Source organism: Micromonospora sp. L31, from assembly GCF_052068075.1.
Classification (GTDB): domain Bacteria; phylum Actinomycetota; class Actinomycetes; order Mycobacteriales; family Micromonosporaceae; genus Micromonospora; species Micromonospora purpureochromogenes.
The window spans coordinates 61960-76998 of the sequence record NZ_JBQHDC010000008.1; the positions used below are offsets into that span (position 1 = coordinate 61960).

Consider the following 15039-nt stretch of genomic DNA (forward strand, 5'->3'; position numbering starts at 1 on the left):
CCTTCGGTGGCGGTCGCCGTGACGCCACGGCGACCGCCACCCTTCAGGGAGTGGAGGTGGGGGTCGGGGTGGCCGCACCGATCACGCCGCCGAAGAAGACCATGACGGTGAGCGCGACCGCCGGGGCGACGAAGACGTAGCCGAGCACCAGCCCGGCGACGGCCATGCCGCGCCCGGACTTCAGACCGTCGCGGGTCTCGTGCAGCCCGATGTGCCCGAGGATGACGGCGAGCAGGCAGGGAAGGCCGAACACACACCATCCGCCGAGCACGCCGACGATGCCGAGCACCATCGCGGCGGTGGCGCTGCCGGACGTGGGCAGCGCCGCGACCAGCAGCGGCGTCGGATACGGCACCGCCGGCGGATACGGCACGGCCGGCGGGTAGGGCCGGGCAGGCTCGTGGCCGGGCTGGGGGTAGGTCATCGTCGGGATTCCTGTCCTTGGTCGAGTCGGTGCAGCAGGGCGGCGACCTCGCTGTGCAGGCGGCGCAGCTCCGCCGCCGTCGGGGCCAGCTCGTAGCAGTGGTGGTGGGTGGCGGCCGACAGCGTCGACCAGGCGTAGGTAATCCGGCGGGCCACCTCGGCGCCCGGCCCGAGCCGACCGCGCAGCATCAGCTGCTTGGCCCGGCCCTGCCGGCACGCCGCCACGGCCGGCCGGACCCGCCGCCAGTAGTCGTCGATGCCGCCTTCGAGGGCGAGGCGGATCAGGCAGGCGCAGGCCCGCGGCCACCAGCCGGCGGTCACCGCCGAGGTGCCGAGCGGGCCGGCGCCGCGCAGCAGCTGATCGGCCGCCGCCAGGCAGCGGCGGGGCGTCGGCGCGGTCACGCCAGCACCTTCGCCAGGGCGCGGGCGTCCGTGACCAGGCCGGGCAGGTCCGCCAGGTACGCCCCGTGCACGCCCTCCCGGCAGGCCCGGTACGCGCCGACCGCCCAGCCGCCGTGGCGTCCCAGCCAACCGAGCACGTCGCCACCGCGGTCCGCGTCGTCGAAGACGGCCAACGCCACGATCGTGGTCAGCCGGCGGGACGCGTCGACGATCGCCGCCTCGATGTCGTCATGGGGCACGCCCCGGGTCACCCGGACCCGCCACACCCGCAGGTGGCAGGCCGCCTCGATCGCCGACCGGCACAGCTCCGCCACCACCGGACCCCGTACGTCGGCGGGCAGCTCGTCGTTGCGGGCCAGGGCCCACGCGTCGTCGAGATAGCGGGTGACCGGGTCGGAGCCGGGCCGCAGGGTCACCACGGACCGCTCGGCGCGCTGCACCTCCACGATCCGCGCCCGCCCCAGGTCGAGCCGACGCACCGCGTCGGGCAGCCGGGTGTCGTGGGTGAAGACCACCACCTGCCGGTCCTCGGCCAGCTCGGCGAGTACCCGGGCCAGCCCGTCCACCTTCGACGGGTCCATGCTCTGCACCGGGTCGTCGACGACGATGAACCGGAACGGGCTCTCCGGGGCACAGCTGCGCGGCAGGAACGTGGCCAGCCCGAGGGCCTGCATCTCACCCTGGCTCATCACGCCCAGCGCGGTGCCGTTGTCGGCGCCGTCCACGCTGACCGGGAAGACCACCCGCCGCCGGGTGTTCGTCCCGGCGAGGGTCATGGCGCCCAGCTCGACGTTGCTCTCCTGCCGCAGCTGCTCCCAGATCCGCTGCGAGTGCGCGGCGAACGGCGCGATCCGCTCGTCGCGGACCGCCGCGCCGGTCTCCTTCAACCAGGCGCGCGCGGCCTTCAACCGGGCCAGCGTCGCCTCCCGCGCCGCCAGCCCGCCGGCGGCGGCGACCCATTCGCGCAACTCGGCCGCCGCCGCCCGCCACCCGGTGTCGCGCTGCCGCAGGAACCCTTCGGCGTACGCACGTGCCGCGTCCGCCGCCGCCACCACCGCCGGGTACCGCGCCGCTAGGTGGTCGGCCAGGTCGGCCGGTTCCCCGGGTACGCCCCGAAGCGCGGCCACGGCCTCCCGCAGCGCCCCGAGCAGGACCTCCACTCCGTCGCCCTCGCGCGGCACCGCCGTGCCAACACCCTCGCGGAGTACCTCCGTGCCGGCCCTCTGGCGCGGCGCTTCCGCGCCGATCCCCGTGAGCGGCGACCCGGTCGGCGTGTGTGCTCGGGGGTCGTCGCGCACGGTCAGGACCTCCGTGCCGACCCCTTGCCGCAGCGCCCCCGTGCCGACGCTCGGCGGCGACCCGGTCGGCGTCTGCGATCCGGGGCCGTCGGGCACGGTCAGGTCGTCGATCAGGTGGTGCGCCTGGCGCAGCAGCGCGGTGAGCCGGGTCGCCGCGGTCTGGGCGGCGACGCTGCGCTGCCGCAGCTCGATCAGGCTCTTGGCGGCGGTCGCCCGCCAGCCACCGTCGAGGGCGCCGCTGGCGCAGACGGGACAGGGCCCGTCGCCCCGGTCGTCGTGGTGTTCGAGCGCGAGGCGGAGCAGTTCGGCGCTGCGCAGCGCCGCCCGGGACCGACCGCCGTCGTACCGGAGGGTCTCGGCCGCCGCCTCCCGCAGCTGCCCGGCCAGCCGCGTCACCTCGTCCACCGGCGGCGGGTCGAGGGCGGCGAGCTCGCGGCACAGCAGCACTGCCTCGTCGGCGGTCGCCTCGTCCGGCTCGTCGAGGATCGCCGTCAACGCCGGCAGGTCGACCGCGCCCCGGCCGCGCAGCAGCACGGCGGCCCGCCGGGCCCGGTCGTCGGCGACCCCGGCGAGCAGGTCGGCCAGGGCGGCGCGCTGTGCGCGTACCTGCTTGACGGCCGTGTCGTGCGGCCGGGCGGCGTGCATCAGACGCTGGTCGGCGTCGGTCAGCGCGTCCAGGCCGAGGATGGCGAAGAGCGCGTCGAAGAGCTGGCTCTGCGTGCCGGCGGCGAGCCGGCCCAGCTCGGCGGCGGTGAGGAACGGCCGGTACAGCTCCAGCGGGCGGGCCAGGCCCAGCTCGCCGAGGCCGTCGCGCCGGCCCCGCGCGCTGGTCACGGTCACCTCGGCGTCGGCCAGTTCACCGCCGGCGGGCCAGGCCCGCGCCACCCGGGTCGGCGTGGCCACGCCGTCGACCCGCAGCTCCACACCGATCCGGCACGGGTCCGGAACGTGCAGGTTGCGCCACCCGGTACGCCACACGCTGGTCTTGTCGGCCCAGCGGGCGCTGTCGCCGGTGAGGGCGAGTTCGACGGCCTCGGCGAAGCTCGACTTGCCGGAGCCGTTGCGGCCGACGACCAGGGTGAGGCCCGGCCCGGGCGCGATGTCGAGGGTGCGCTCCGGGCCGACGCCGCGGAACCCGGCGACGGTCACCGACTTCAGCCAGATCCGCTCCGACGGTTCGTCGTTCGTGGGGGAGTGCGGGTCGAGCCGGGTGGGGCTGCCGGCGAGGGCGGCGGTCAGGTCGTCGTCGCCGGTGAGCGCGGCGAGGACCAGTTCGGCGGTGTCGGCCGGCACGTCGCTGTCGGCGGCGAGCCGGTCGAAGATCAGCTCGATCAGGGGTGCGGTGGTGGGCTGCGCGGGGTCGGTCATGGTCGTCTCCAGGCGCGTGGTGTCCGCGGACCGACGGGTCGTCGGGCCGCCCGGGATGAGCGGTGGAAGTGGGGAGGCCGCTGTCGTCCCGGCTGGGGCGAGCAGTGGAGTCGGAGGGCGGTGGTGGCCGTTGGACGCTGTAGAGCTGATGTCGCAAACGAATCAGCGGTGCGACGTCGGGCGCCTCCGCTGCGGGCGGTGCGGGCGAGCGGTCAGAGCGTGGCGTTCGCGTGCCAGTCGTGCAGGAACGCGTCGACCAGGGCGTGCGCCCGAGGACGCAGGTCGAAGGACTCCTCCCGCCGGCGACGGGCCATGTGCGACAGGCCGTCGGCTGCCTCGTTGAGGGCGTGGCCGCTGTGCCCCTTGACGTGCGCGAACGTCAGGTCGGGGCGGCGGGCCACCTGCTCGGCGAGCCGGACCAGGGTCGGCTGGTCCGACCAACGGCGCTCCCGCAGGCTGTAGCCGGCCGGCATCGCGCCGGTCTCGCCAGCCTGCCAGCGGTGCAGGTAGCGCAGGGCGGCGAGGCAGTCCAGCAGCACCGTCATGCCCACCGGCGCCTCGTCGTACCCGGTCAGCAGGTAGTCGACCGCGCGCAGCTCATTGATCAGCACCCGGGAGGCGCCGGTCGGGTCGAGCCGGCCGATGCCCCGACCGAGCAGGCCGTAGTGGCCGTCGCTGACGACGTACCCGATGCCGCCGACGCGGCCCTTCCAGCTGGCGTCGGTCGCGGCCACCAGCGGCGCGGACGTCGTCGCCCAGCGGACCACCCGGCCGCGGCCGCGCTGCTGGTCGTCGCCGGACCGGCGGTGGATGCCGTGCTTGGCGGCCAGCCGCTCGGCGGTGTCGAGCAGCTCGCCGGCGGAGGTCAGCTCGTCGTAGTGGGCGGCGGTGAGGGCCAGGCGGACGGCGTCGCCGATGCGCTGGCAGTCATCGCAGCGGGTGGGGCGGGTGAAGGCGCGCAGGGTGAGGGCGCGGTCGTGCAGGGGAGGGGGGAGTAGGGCCAGGGTGCGGAGGAACTCATCGGGACGCACGACGCCTCCTGACGTCTCGGAGGAGTCCTAGAGGACCTTGATCGAGTTGACCATGAGCATCGGAACCGTGGTCTCGCCGCCGATCTGGGTGTCGTAGCTGAAGGAGCCGAGCACCGTGACGTTGGCGCGGAAGATGTCGTCCTCGACGAGGTTGTCGAGGTCCGACTCGGACCCGTTGAGGATCGTGTTGGTCTCGTACTCGTACTCGTCGGCCATTCGGCGGTGGGCGACGTCGGCCCGGAAGCTGTCGGTGCCGGTGGCCGCGTCAAACTGGGTGACCCGGCCGTAGACGACGTAGGTCTTGCCCATGTACGCGTCCGGGTTCTTCGCGATCAGCTTCCACTGCCGCTCGGTCAGCGCCTTGTACGACGGCGGCTTCGGCTTCGGCTTCGGCGGGGGAATGGTCCTCGTCGGCGACGGCGCGGCGCTGGTCGGGGCCGCCGTCGTGGGAGCGGCGGTGGTCGGCGCGACCGTGCTCGGGCTGGCGGACGCCATGGCGCCGGCGGCAGGCTTCGCGTCGTCGCTCGATGCACCGATAAAGGCACCACCAACGCCGAGGGCGACGACGAGGGCGACGCCACCCACCGCCCAGGCGCGGGCGTTGGAGTGCTTGGCGGGCATGGTCGGTTCGGGCGCGGTGTCGGGGGAGGTGGTCGGCTCTTGCGGTGCGGCGGGCTGCTCGGGCGTCATCGGACTCGTCCCGTCGGTCATGAAATTCTCCTGCTGTTCGAGGGCTCTTGGTCGGGCTTGTTGGGGGAGCTTGCTGTCTGCGGTCTGGTCAGGGGACGGAGAGCGTGAAGGGGGCCTTGTCCGTCTTGTCGTTAAAGCCGAAGGCATCGACCTTGTAGAGGCTCTTCTCAGGCACCTCGAACCTCAGGGCAGCGGTACAGCTGTAATCCCCGGTGTCAGCGCTGCCAGAGATCTCGCCCTCCAAGGGCAGCGACTTGGCGGCGAGGATCTCTCCATCCGGATCGGAGACGGTGAGGCTCTGGCTCGGGAACGACTTGAAGCTGTCCGCGAAGACGCAGCTGGAGCCGTCGATGTTGGCGCAGTACAACCCGTTGGTGCAGTGGACGTTCACGCTCACGCTGACCAAGGGGGGAGGCGTCGGACTGGCGGGAGCGGAGGGGGCCGTGGGTGAGATGGCGGCAGTCGGGCTGTCGTTCGTCGCTCTGCTGCAAGCCGTCAGCCAAAAGGCCGTGACGAGCAGGATGGCGCTGATCGCCTTTCTCACGAAGAGCAACCTTTCGGTGGGTTAAAACAGCGGCTCGAAGGCGGACGAATCCGGACTGCGCTGTGGCAGCAGCGCTGGAACCAGCGGGGCGGGCGGTGGCGCCCGCCCCGGGTCGAGCGGTGGATCAGGCGAGGGAGACGGTCACGCCGCCGGAGAACATCGAGTCGTGGAGCTCGAGCTTGGTGAGCTTCACGCTCTTCGGGATGTCGAATACGAACACGCCGGTCACCTGGTTGCCGGGGTTGATCTCCTCGAAGAAGGTGCTCGCCTCCTTGTTGGCGTAGAGGCCGGCCTCGGTGTCGGAGGAGTACTCGGTGCCGTCGGCGGTGTAGGCCTTCTGGCTGCTGCCGTCGAGGGTCTGCGGCTCCTTGCCGATGTTCTTGACGTTGATCGTGATCAGGCAGAACTGGCCCTGGGCCTTGTCGCCGAGCATCGAGCTGCCGACCTTCGCGACGCCGCACTTCGACGACTTGACCGTGAACTCGAACTTCCCGTCCTGGGCCGCCTGGCCGATCTTCGAGGTCTTCGCCGGCTTGTCCTCGCCCTTGGCGCCCCCGGCGTCGGCCTTGCTGCTGGTGGCGTCGTCGGCGGCGCCGGAGCCGCAGCCCAGGGCGACCAGGCCGGTGGCGATCAGGGCGAGGGTCGTGGTCTTGCGCATCGTTTCCTCCTGCTGTGAACGTGACGGCGTCAATGAGAACATCGCCTGTGAACCCTGTCAACAGACATGATGGTTGACAGGTGTGACACACTTCGGAGGTGCATGAGACACCGACCATCACGGCAGCGGAGATCGCCCGGCTCGCCGGGGTCGGTCGCGCTGCAGTCAGCAACTGGCGCAAGCGGCACCCCGACTTCCCCGCCCCGGTCGGCGGGACCCCGGCCAGTCCGGAGTTCGACCTGATCCAGGTCGAGCAGTGGCTGCGCGGGCAGGGCAAGCTCCCCGAGCTCTCACCCGTCGATCGGCTCTGGCGGCACCTCGCCCCGCCCACTGACACCGCCGCCGACGCGCTCGCCGCCGTCGGCGCCTTGCTGCTCGCCCGGCAACGCGGCGAACGCCCGTCACCCCGGCAGGTCGACCGACGGCTGGCCGACCTGCTACCCGAGATCAACGCCCTCGCCGACCACCTCGGCCCGCAGGCCGCGTTCGACGAGCTGTGGCAGCGCTTCTCCGCCCCCGGCCCCGGCCGGCCCTGGGCCACCCCCGACGACCTGGCCGACCTGATGGTCGGGCTCGCCGACGTCGGCGGCGGCGCCGTCCTCGACCCGGCCGCCGGCTCCGGCGCCACCCTGCGGGCGGCCGTCCGCGCCGGCTGCACCTCGGCGTACGGGCAGGAACTCGACGAATCCCTCGCCCGGCTGGCGGGGCTCTGGCTGGCCATGCGGGAGGTGCCCGGCGAGGTCTGCCCCGGCGACTCGCTGCGTGCCGACGCGTTCCCCCGTTCCGCGGTCGACGCGGTGGTCTGCCACCCGCCGTTCGGCGTCGCCAACTGGGGACACGACGAGCTCGGCTACGACTCTCGCTGGGAGTACGGCCTGCCGGCGCGTACCGAACCCGAGCTGGCCTGGGTGCAGCACGCCTTGGCCCACCTGCGTCCCGGCGGGCACGCCGTAATGCTGATGCCCCCCGCAGCCGCCAGTCGCCGCGCGGGGCGGCGGATTCGCAACAAGCTGCTGAGCCACGGCGCGCTGCGCGCCGTCGTCGCGCTTCCGCCGGGGGTGGCCGCGCCCCACGGCGTACCGCTGCACCTTTGGGTGCTGCGGCGGCCCGCGGCCGACGCGCCGCCACCGACGCGGGCGCTGCTGATCGACGCTGCCGACGGTGACCTCGCTGAGCTGTACGCACGGGTGCTGACCACCTGGCGGGCCTTCACCGCCGCACCCGATGCCGAGATCGAGGAAGTCGGTTTCGCCCGCGCGGTACCGGTCATCGAGCTGCTCGACGAGGAGGTCGACCTCACCCCCGCCCGCCGGCAACCCGCCGTCGGGGGCGAGCAGAGCGGAGAGCATCTGGTACGCACCAGGGAACGGCTGGCCGCCATCGTCGGCGACCTGCCGGCGCTGATGCCGCAGGTCACCCCCACGCCCGACGGCGCTGCCGCGCTCACCCTCTCGGTCGGCGAGCTGGCCCGCACGGGAGCGCTGCAGCTCCTCGGCCAGATCCGGACGGCCTCATCCGACGGCGACGCGACCTCAGGTGACGGGCCGCCGGTGCTCACCGTGCAGGACGTGCTGAACGGCGAGGACGCCTCCGGGCGGGACGACGGCAAGCTCGGCCAGGAGATCCCGCTCGCCGTCGGGGACGTGGTGGTGCCGATGATCGCCCGGACCCTCACCGCCCGGGTGGTCACCGCCGAGGGGGCGCTGCTCGGGCGCAACCTCTACCTGCTGCGACCCAACCCGGCCGCGCTCAACTCCTGGTTCCTCGCCGGGCAGCTGCGCACCTCCGCCAACAAGAAGCAGGCGTCGAGTCTGTCGGGGACGCTGCGGTTCGACATCCGACGGGCGCAGGTGCGACGGCTGCCGCTCGACGAGCAGCGCGTGCACGGGGAGGCGTTCCGGCGGCTGGATGCCTTCGAGTCGGCTATCCGACAGGCGGCGGCGCTTGGCGCGGAACTGGTGCAGCTCACGGCCGATGGCCTGGCCCGCGGCGCGCTCCGCGCAGAAAAGCGATCGGGCCGGAAACAACAGGCGAGGTAAGGACCGAGGGCAGCTGCCCTACTGACGGTCCGGACCCCCGCTTTGGCCGAGCAGGGGACTACAACGATGCAACCGACCAGCGATACTCCTTGTTGGCAACAACGAAAGGAACCAGGTGAGTACCACACACCATGCGCTCGCCAGCTTCGCTCGGCAGGTGGCTGACCTGGTGTCCGGTGATGACCAGCAGGGTGAGTACGGCAAGATCACCCTGCTGACCACCGGGTTGTGCGCCTCAACGCAGCCCATGGAGGTCGCGGTGCCTGCGATGCGTGACGAGCTGAGGATGCTGAAGTGTCTGTGAACCTGGACTGGGTAACGAACCGGTTCCGCCTGCTGGGCGCCATTGGCAGGGGCAACATGGGCGAGGTTCACCGCGCCGAGGATCTGCAGGCGGCCGAAGACTCCAAGGACCGCGTCGTCGCGGTGAAGCGCATTCTCCGTAGCCGCTCCGGAGCGATCATCGACACGACTGCCGATGGGAAGGCTGTGCAGCGCTTCGATCGCGAGATGCGGATCATGCGCAAGCTCAGCCACCCCAACCTCCCCCGGTCCATCGCCGGCGGGGTGGACGACAGCGGCGCGCCCTACATCGCCATGGAGTATCTCGACGGGGAAACCCTTCGCGACCTCGTGGCAGAGTATGCGCAGCTGCCCATCGCCTGGGTTGCGGCGCTGGGAGCGCAGATTGCGGACGGACTGTTTGCAGCGCACACCGCGGGTGTCATCCACCGGGATCTCAAGCCCTCGAACGTGATGCTGCTGCGCGGGGGAGTAGTCAAGGTCCTCGATTTCGGTATGGGACGGATCGTCGACGACATCGAGGGCGGCAAGCTTACGAGTACCGGTGCCACCGTTGGCACTGCCCGCTACATGGCGCCCGAGCAGTTCCGCGCCGCGACGGTCACCCAGGCAGCAGACCTCTATGCCCTCGGCTGTGTGCTGTTCGAGCTTCTCACCGGCGTTCCGCCCTTCCTCAGCGAGTCGGCACATGAGGTCGGGCAGAAACATTTGACTGAACTGGCGCCTCCCGTGCGGTTGCTGCGTTCGGATGTCCCGGAGGACATGGCGCGGCTCATCGACCGCTTGCTTGCCAAGGACCCGGCAGAGCGACCCGAGGATGCCGTCGCAGTCCGCGACGCTCTGCTGCCGTTCGTAACAGGCGAGGACAAGGTTCCGGGCTGGGACGAGTTCAACCCGGTACGGCACTTCAAGGCCCCGCCCACGCTCGGCGGCGTGTCGAAAGCGGCGCTGGATGACGTCGTGACCCCGGAGCCCCGGTTGGCCGGAGCCGGCATGGATGTCTTCGGCGTGCACCAGCAGCTCATCAAGGACTATCGGTCGTTCACCGAGGGCGGCACGATCATTCGTGATGACCGGATCGCGGCCTTCGTCGAAGACGACCTGGATGCCAAGTCCCAGTGGCCGGACCCCTGGTTGTCGCTGAACCCGTTCTTCGCCTCCGGGGGCAGCGTGCTGGAACTCGCGAGCGAAGGTGTGCTGCACCCTGAGTGCGCACGCATCTTCCAGGCCGGAAAGACCGAGGGTGGCACGGCCTGCGATGGCCGCTCGCTCACGCTTCACCGCCACCAGCGCGAGGCGATCGATACCGCGAAGTCCGGTGCCTCCTACGTCCTCACCACCGGCACCGGCTCGGGCAAGTCGCTGTCGTACATCGTCCCAATCGTCGACAAGGTGCTGAGAGAGCGCGAGCAGGAGGGCCCGAAGGCAGCCAAGCGGGTCCGCGCGATCATCGTCTATCCGATGAACGCGCTGGCCAACAGCCAGCTCAAGGAGCTCGACAAGTACCTCCGTGATGGCTACGGCCCTGGCCGGGAGCCGGTCACGTACGCCCGCTACACCGGTCAGGAGAGCGACGAGCGGCGCAAGGAGATCCGCGACAACCCGCCGGACATCCTGCTCACCAACTACGTGATGCTGGAGCTGATGCTCACCCGTCCGGACGACCGGCGCTCTCTCATCAAGATGGCGAATGGCCTGGAGTTCCTGGTCTTCGACGAGCTGCACACCTACCGCGGCCGGCAGGGAGCCGATGTCGCCCTGCTCATCCGCCGCGTGCGGGAGGCGTGCAAGGCGGACCAGCTGCAGTGCATCGGCACCTCCGCCACCATTTCCAGCGAAGGCACGGCCGAGGACCAGCGAAAGGTCGTCGCCCGGGTCGCGACCACGCTCTTCGGCACGGAGGTGAGCCCGGAGAACATCATCGGTGAGACGCTCGTCCGCGCGACCGCCGAGGCATCTGACACCGTGCCGATTGAAAGGCTTCGGGTGCCCGGCGCTCCCCGCGCCTACGCCGACCTGGTGAAGGACCCGCTCGCCCGCTGGATCGAGACCCGCTTCGGTCTTGCCACCGACCCGACCGGCCGCCTCGTACGGCAGAAGCCGGCGAAGATCGAGGAAGCAGCCGTCGAGCTTGCGGCGGACAGCGGATTGACCGTGGCCGAGTGCGCACAGGCGATCCGTAGCACGCTGAAGGCCGGTTCGGAGGCCAGGCATCCGGTCACCGAGCGTCCGCTGTTCGCGTTCCGGCTGCACCAGTTCCTCTCCAAGGGCGACACGGTCTACGTGACGCTCGAAGATGAGCTGACTCGTCACCTGACGCGCGAGTACCAACTCGTCCTGCCGGGCTCAGACGGCAAGATCCTGCTGCCGCTGGCCTTCTGCCGGGAGTGCGGCCAGGAGTACCTGACGGTGTGGCGCACCGAGAAAAACGGCAGCGCCGTGTATGAGCCGCGCCGAGACACCTTCGCCACCGGCGGTCGCGCCGGGGACGGCTACCTGTACATCGACTCGGACCGGCCCTGGCCGACGGACACAGCACAGGCCATCGACGCCCGCCGCCTGCCCGAGTCGTGGCTCGAGGCTGACGACAGTGGCCAAGAGGTCGTCCGCAGCAACTATCGCGATCGGCTGCCTAGGGCTGTCACGGTCGACGCCTACGGCTATGAGGGGCGAGGTGAGCTCAAGGCAGCTTTCATACCGTCGCCGTTCCTTTTCTGCGCGCACTGCGGGGTCAGCTACGAGCAGACCAGGGGCAAGGACTTCGCGAAGCTGGCGACTCTTGACCAGGAGGGGCGGTCCTCAGCGACCTCGCTGGTTTCCGCGTCCATCGTCCGCTCCCTCATGCAGGCGCCTGCCGAAGCGCTCAGCAAGAAGGCGCGCAAGCTCCTCACCTTCGTCGACAACCGGCAGGACGCTGCCCTTCAGGCGGGTCACTTCAACGACTTCGTGCAGATCACGCAGCTGCGCGGCGCGCTGTACCAGGCGGCTCTTGAGGCCGGCAAGGAGGGCATCAACCACGAGGAGTTGGCCTCCCGGGTCACCACCGCGTTGGGCCTCACGCTGGCGGACTATGCCCGTGAGGCGGACCTGCCTCCGTCCATGGCGAGCGCCGCAGCCAAGACCCTCCGCGATGTCGTCGCGTTCCGGCTTTACCTGGACCTCGAACGCGGTTGGCGCATCACCATGCCCAACCTGGAGCAGACCGGTCTGCTGGAGATCGACTACCAGGACCTGACCTGGCTCGCCGAGAAGCAGGATCGCTGGTCCAAGACTCACGAGAAGCTGCGCGACGCGGAGGCCGGCCAGCGGGCCGAAATCATGCGGGCACTGCTCAACGAGATGCGCCGTGCTCTGGCCATCGATGTCCAGTACTTCCGGGACGACTTTGACATGCTCCAGCGCGCGAGCGAGGAGCGTCTCATTGACCCCTGGGTGCTCTCCGCGGGCGACCGCCCGAAGGTCGGCACCGCCTACCCCCAGCCATCGAAGCCCGGCCTGGATCGTTCCGGCCTGTTCCTGTCCGGGCGGGGGAAGGTCGGCAAGTACCTGCGCCGAGTGCACTTCGCGGATCTGTCATTCAGTGACGCTCAAGAGATCATCGTTGACCTGCTCAAGGTGCTCAGGGGTGCCGGCCTGGTCACGGAGGTCTCGGCGGCGCCGCAGAGTGCCGGCCGGTTCCGGCGTCCCGCCGGCCCGACGGTCATTGGCTACCGGGTTTCCGCCGCCTCTCTAATCTGGCGAGCCGGGTCCGGCGAGACCGGCAGCCACGATCCCTTGACGCGCACCTATGCCAGCGGCGACGGTCCTCGTGTCAACACCTTCTTCCGGGACCTTTACCAAAGCGCGGCCGGAACTCTCGCCGGCCTAGCCGCCCGTGAGCACACCGCCCAGGTCGATCCGGCCGAGCGGGAGAGGCGGGAAGAAGCCTTCCGCAAGGCGGAGTTGAGGTTGCTCTACTGCTCGCCCACGATGGAGCTGGGCGTGGACATCTCGGAGCTCAACGCCGTCATGATGCGCAATGTCCCGCCCACCCCAGCCAACTACGCTCAGCGCAGCGGGCGGGCCGGCCGGTCGGGACAGCCCGCGCTGGTGACCACATACTGCGCGACCGGCAACAGCCACGACCAGTATTACTTCCGGCGCTCTGAGCGGATGGTGGCCGGAGCGGTTGCCCCGCCGCGGCTGGACCTGGCCAACGAGGACCTGGTCCGTTCCCATGTCGACGCCATCTGGCTGGCCGAGGCTGGGCTCAAGCTGGGCCGGGCCATACCCGAGACCGTTGACATCAGCTACATCGAGGAGACTCGACGGCCGGATCCTGCCCTCGCTCTGCATGACCACATCGTTGCGGCGCTGCGCGACTCCAGCGCGCAAGAGAGAGCTGCCGCGGCCGCCCGCAAGGTCTTCGCGGGGCTCCTGCCGGACTTCGAGGACTCGACGTGGTGGGACGACCAGTGGATCGAGGACAGTGTCCGCACCACGCCGGAGAGGTTTGACCGGGCGCTCGACCGCTGGCGGGACCTGTTCAGGGCGGCGCTGGTCGACCAGGCCGAGCAGAACCGCCGAGTCCTGGACCACACGCTCTCCGAGCGCGACCGCCGGATCGCCGTGGGCCGCCGCAAGGAGGCCGAGACGCAGCTCAACCTGCTGAAGAACGAGAGCGTGGAGAGCAAGTCGGTCCTGTCTGACTTCAACCCGTACCGCTACCTCGCCAGCGAGGGCTTCCTGCCTGGGTACTCGTTCCCGCGGCTGCCGCTCGCCGCCTACGTCCCTACGACGGGCCGCAGGTTCGGCGACGGCGACTATCTCCAGCGTCCCCGCTTCCTGGCCATCCGCGAGTTCGGGCCCGGGGCCCTGATCTATCACGAGGGAGCCCGCTACCAGGTCACCCGCATCCAGCTGCCGCCAGACGCGGCGGGGGACGTCGTGACCGGTGAGGCCCGGAGATGCAGCTGCTGCGGCTATCACCACGACATCAAGGAGGGCGCCGACCGCTGCCAGATGTGCGACGAGCCGCTGGGTGAGAAGACCACGGGATTGCTCCATCTGCACACCGTCTACACCAAGCGGCGAGAGCGCATCTCCTCCGACGAGGAGGAGCGTCGCAGGGCGGGCTTCCGACTCGTGACCTCCTACCGCTTTCAAGACCATGGCGCACGTCCGGGCCGCCAGGATGCCATCGTTTCTGATGCCGATGGCAAACTCGCCACCTTGTCCTACGGCGACTCGGCCACGGTCCGTATCACCAATGTCGGACGGGTGCGCTCGAAGGAGAACGAGCCGGACGGCTTCTGGCTCGACCCGGCCGACGGCCGCTGGATGAACGAACGCGACGCCGGCGAGGCGTCCGGCGATTCCAGCGAGATGCCGGTCGTCGACGCCGACGGCAACGAGAAGCGCCGCAAGAAGAAGGTCATTCCGTACGTCGAGGACCGCCGCAACATCCTGGTCCTGAAGCTCGATGAGCCGCTGGATGAGCCGGTCGCGCTCTCGCTGATGTATGCGCTGGAACGCGGCATCGAGGCGGCCTTCGAGCTGGAGGACTCGGAGCTGACCACCGAACTCCTGCCGCCGGACGAGGGGCCGCGCGAGCGGATGCTCTTCACCGAGGCGGCCGAGGGCGGTGCCGGCGTTCTGCGCCTGATGCAGTCGGACCCGCACGCCCTCGCCCGGGCCGCCGCCGAGGCGCTGGCCATCTGCCACTTCGCGCCCGACGGCACCGACCTAGGCGGCCCGGCCAAGGACCGGCCCTGCGCGATGGGCTGCTACGAGTGCCTGCTCACCTACGGCAACCAGCTCAACCACCGGTTCATCGACCGGCACACCGTGCGGGACCTGCTGCTGCACTTCGCCGCCGCCCGGGCCACCACCACCGGCCAGGGCGAGTCCCGCACCGAGCAGCTCCAGCGGCTGACCGCACAGTCGGACACCGCGCTGGAGGCAAAGCTCATCACCTGGCTCAAGGGGCGGGGGCTGCGGCTGCCCGACGAGGCGCAGACCCTCGTCACCGAGGCGCTGGCCCGGCCCGACTACGTCTACCGGCTGCCCGGTGCCACCGTCGCGGTCTTCGTCGACGGCCCCGTCCACGAACACGAGGCGGTCGCCGAGCGCGACCGCGACGCCGAGGAGCGGCTGCGCGACGCGGGCTGGGACGTGGTCCGCTTCCCGCACGACGCCGACTGGTCGGCCATCGTCGACGAGCACCGCTACTGCTTCGGCACCAGCGCCAGCGCGTGACCTCCGCCCGACCCTCTACGACAGAAGACACCATGACGCCCAAGGA

10 protein-coding genes are annotated in these 15039 nt (G+C 70.8%); 3 read left to right on the forward strand and 7 right to left on the reverse strand.

Going from position 1 to position 15039, the window contains the following annotated elements:
• Positions 1-43 precede the first annotated feature (43 nt).
• From ACTMS9_RS21670 to ACTMS9_RS21700, 7 genes are all read right to left on the reverse strand, one after another.
• Positions 44-424 (reverse strand): DUF4190 domain-containing protein, encoded by a 381-nt coding sequence (locus ACTMS9_RS21670; RefSeq protein WP_441165819.1) that lies wholly within the window; start codon positions 422-424, stop codon positions 44-46.
• The gene (locus ACTMS9_RS21675; protein ID WP_441165820.1) at positions 421-825 is read right to left on the reverse strand and encodes a hypothetical protein; all 405 of its coding nucleotides are present in this window, start codon (positions 823-825) and stop codon (positions 421-423) included. The genes ACTMS9_RS21670 and ACTMS9_RS21675 overlap by 4 nt, the downstream gene beginning before the upstream one ends.
• The gene (locus ACTMS9_RS21680) at positions 822-3491 is read right to left on the reverse strand and encodes an AAA family ATPase (protein WP_441165821.1); all 2670 of its coding nucleotides are present in this window, start codon (positions 3489-3491) and stop codon (positions 822-824) included. Before ACTMS9_RS21680 ends, ACTMS9_RS21675 begins: the two co-directional genes overlap by 4 nt.
• A 212-nt stretch (positions 3492-3703) precedes the next feature.
• On the reverse strand, positions 3704-4522 hold the full coding sequence (locus ACTMS9_RS21685; protein WP_441165822.1) for a ribonuclease HI: 819 nt from the start codon (positions 4520-4522) through the stop codon (positions 3704-3706).
• Between the two features lie 27 nt (positions 4523-4549).
• A complete protein-coding gene (locus tag ACTMS9_RS21690; RefSeq protein WP_441165823.1) occupies positions 4550-5233 on the reverse strand; it encodes a hypothetical protein in 684 nt (227 codons plus the stop codon).
• Between the two features lie 67 nt (positions 5234-5300).
• Positions 5301-5756, reverse strand: a complete 456-nt coding sequence (locus ACTMS9_RS21695) for a hypothetical protein (protein WP_441165824.1) — start codon at positions 5754-5756, stop codon at positions 5301-5303.
• A gap of 124 nt (positions 5757-5880) precedes the next feature.
• A complete protein-coding gene (locus tag ACTMS9_RS21700; protein WP_441165825.1) occupies positions 5881-6414 on the reverse strand; it encodes a DUF4352 domain-containing protein in 534 nt (177 codons plus the stop codon).
• Positions 6415-6512: 98 nt separating this feature from the next.
• On the opposite strand from ACTMS9_RS21700, the gene ACTMS9_RS21705 reads away from it, so the two are divergent.
• The 3 genes from ACTMS9_RS21705 (at position 6513) to ACTMS9_RS21715 (ending at position 14993) form a co-directional block, all read left to right on the forward strand.
• A complete protein-coding gene (locus ACTMS9_RS21705; RefSeq protein WP_441165826.1) occupies positions 6513-8453 on the forward strand; it encodes an N-6 DNA methylase in 1941 nt (646 codons plus the stop codon).
• A gap of 157 nt (positions 8454-8610) precedes the next feature.
• Positions 8611-8757, forward strand: a complete 147-nt coding sequence (locus tag ACTMS9_RS21710; protein WP_441165827.1) for a hypothetical protein — start codon at positions 8611-8613, stop codon at positions 8755-8757.
• Positions 8748-14993: a protein kinase domain-containing protein gene (locus ACTMS9_RS21715; protein WP_441165828.1), complete on the forward strand. Its 6246-nt coding sequence runs from the start codon at positions 8748-8750 to the stop codon at positions 14991-14993. The genes ACTMS9_RS21710 and ACTMS9_RS21715 overlap by 10 nt, the downstream gene beginning before the upstream one ends.
• The last annotated feature ends 46 nt before the right edge of the window (positions 14994-15039 follow it).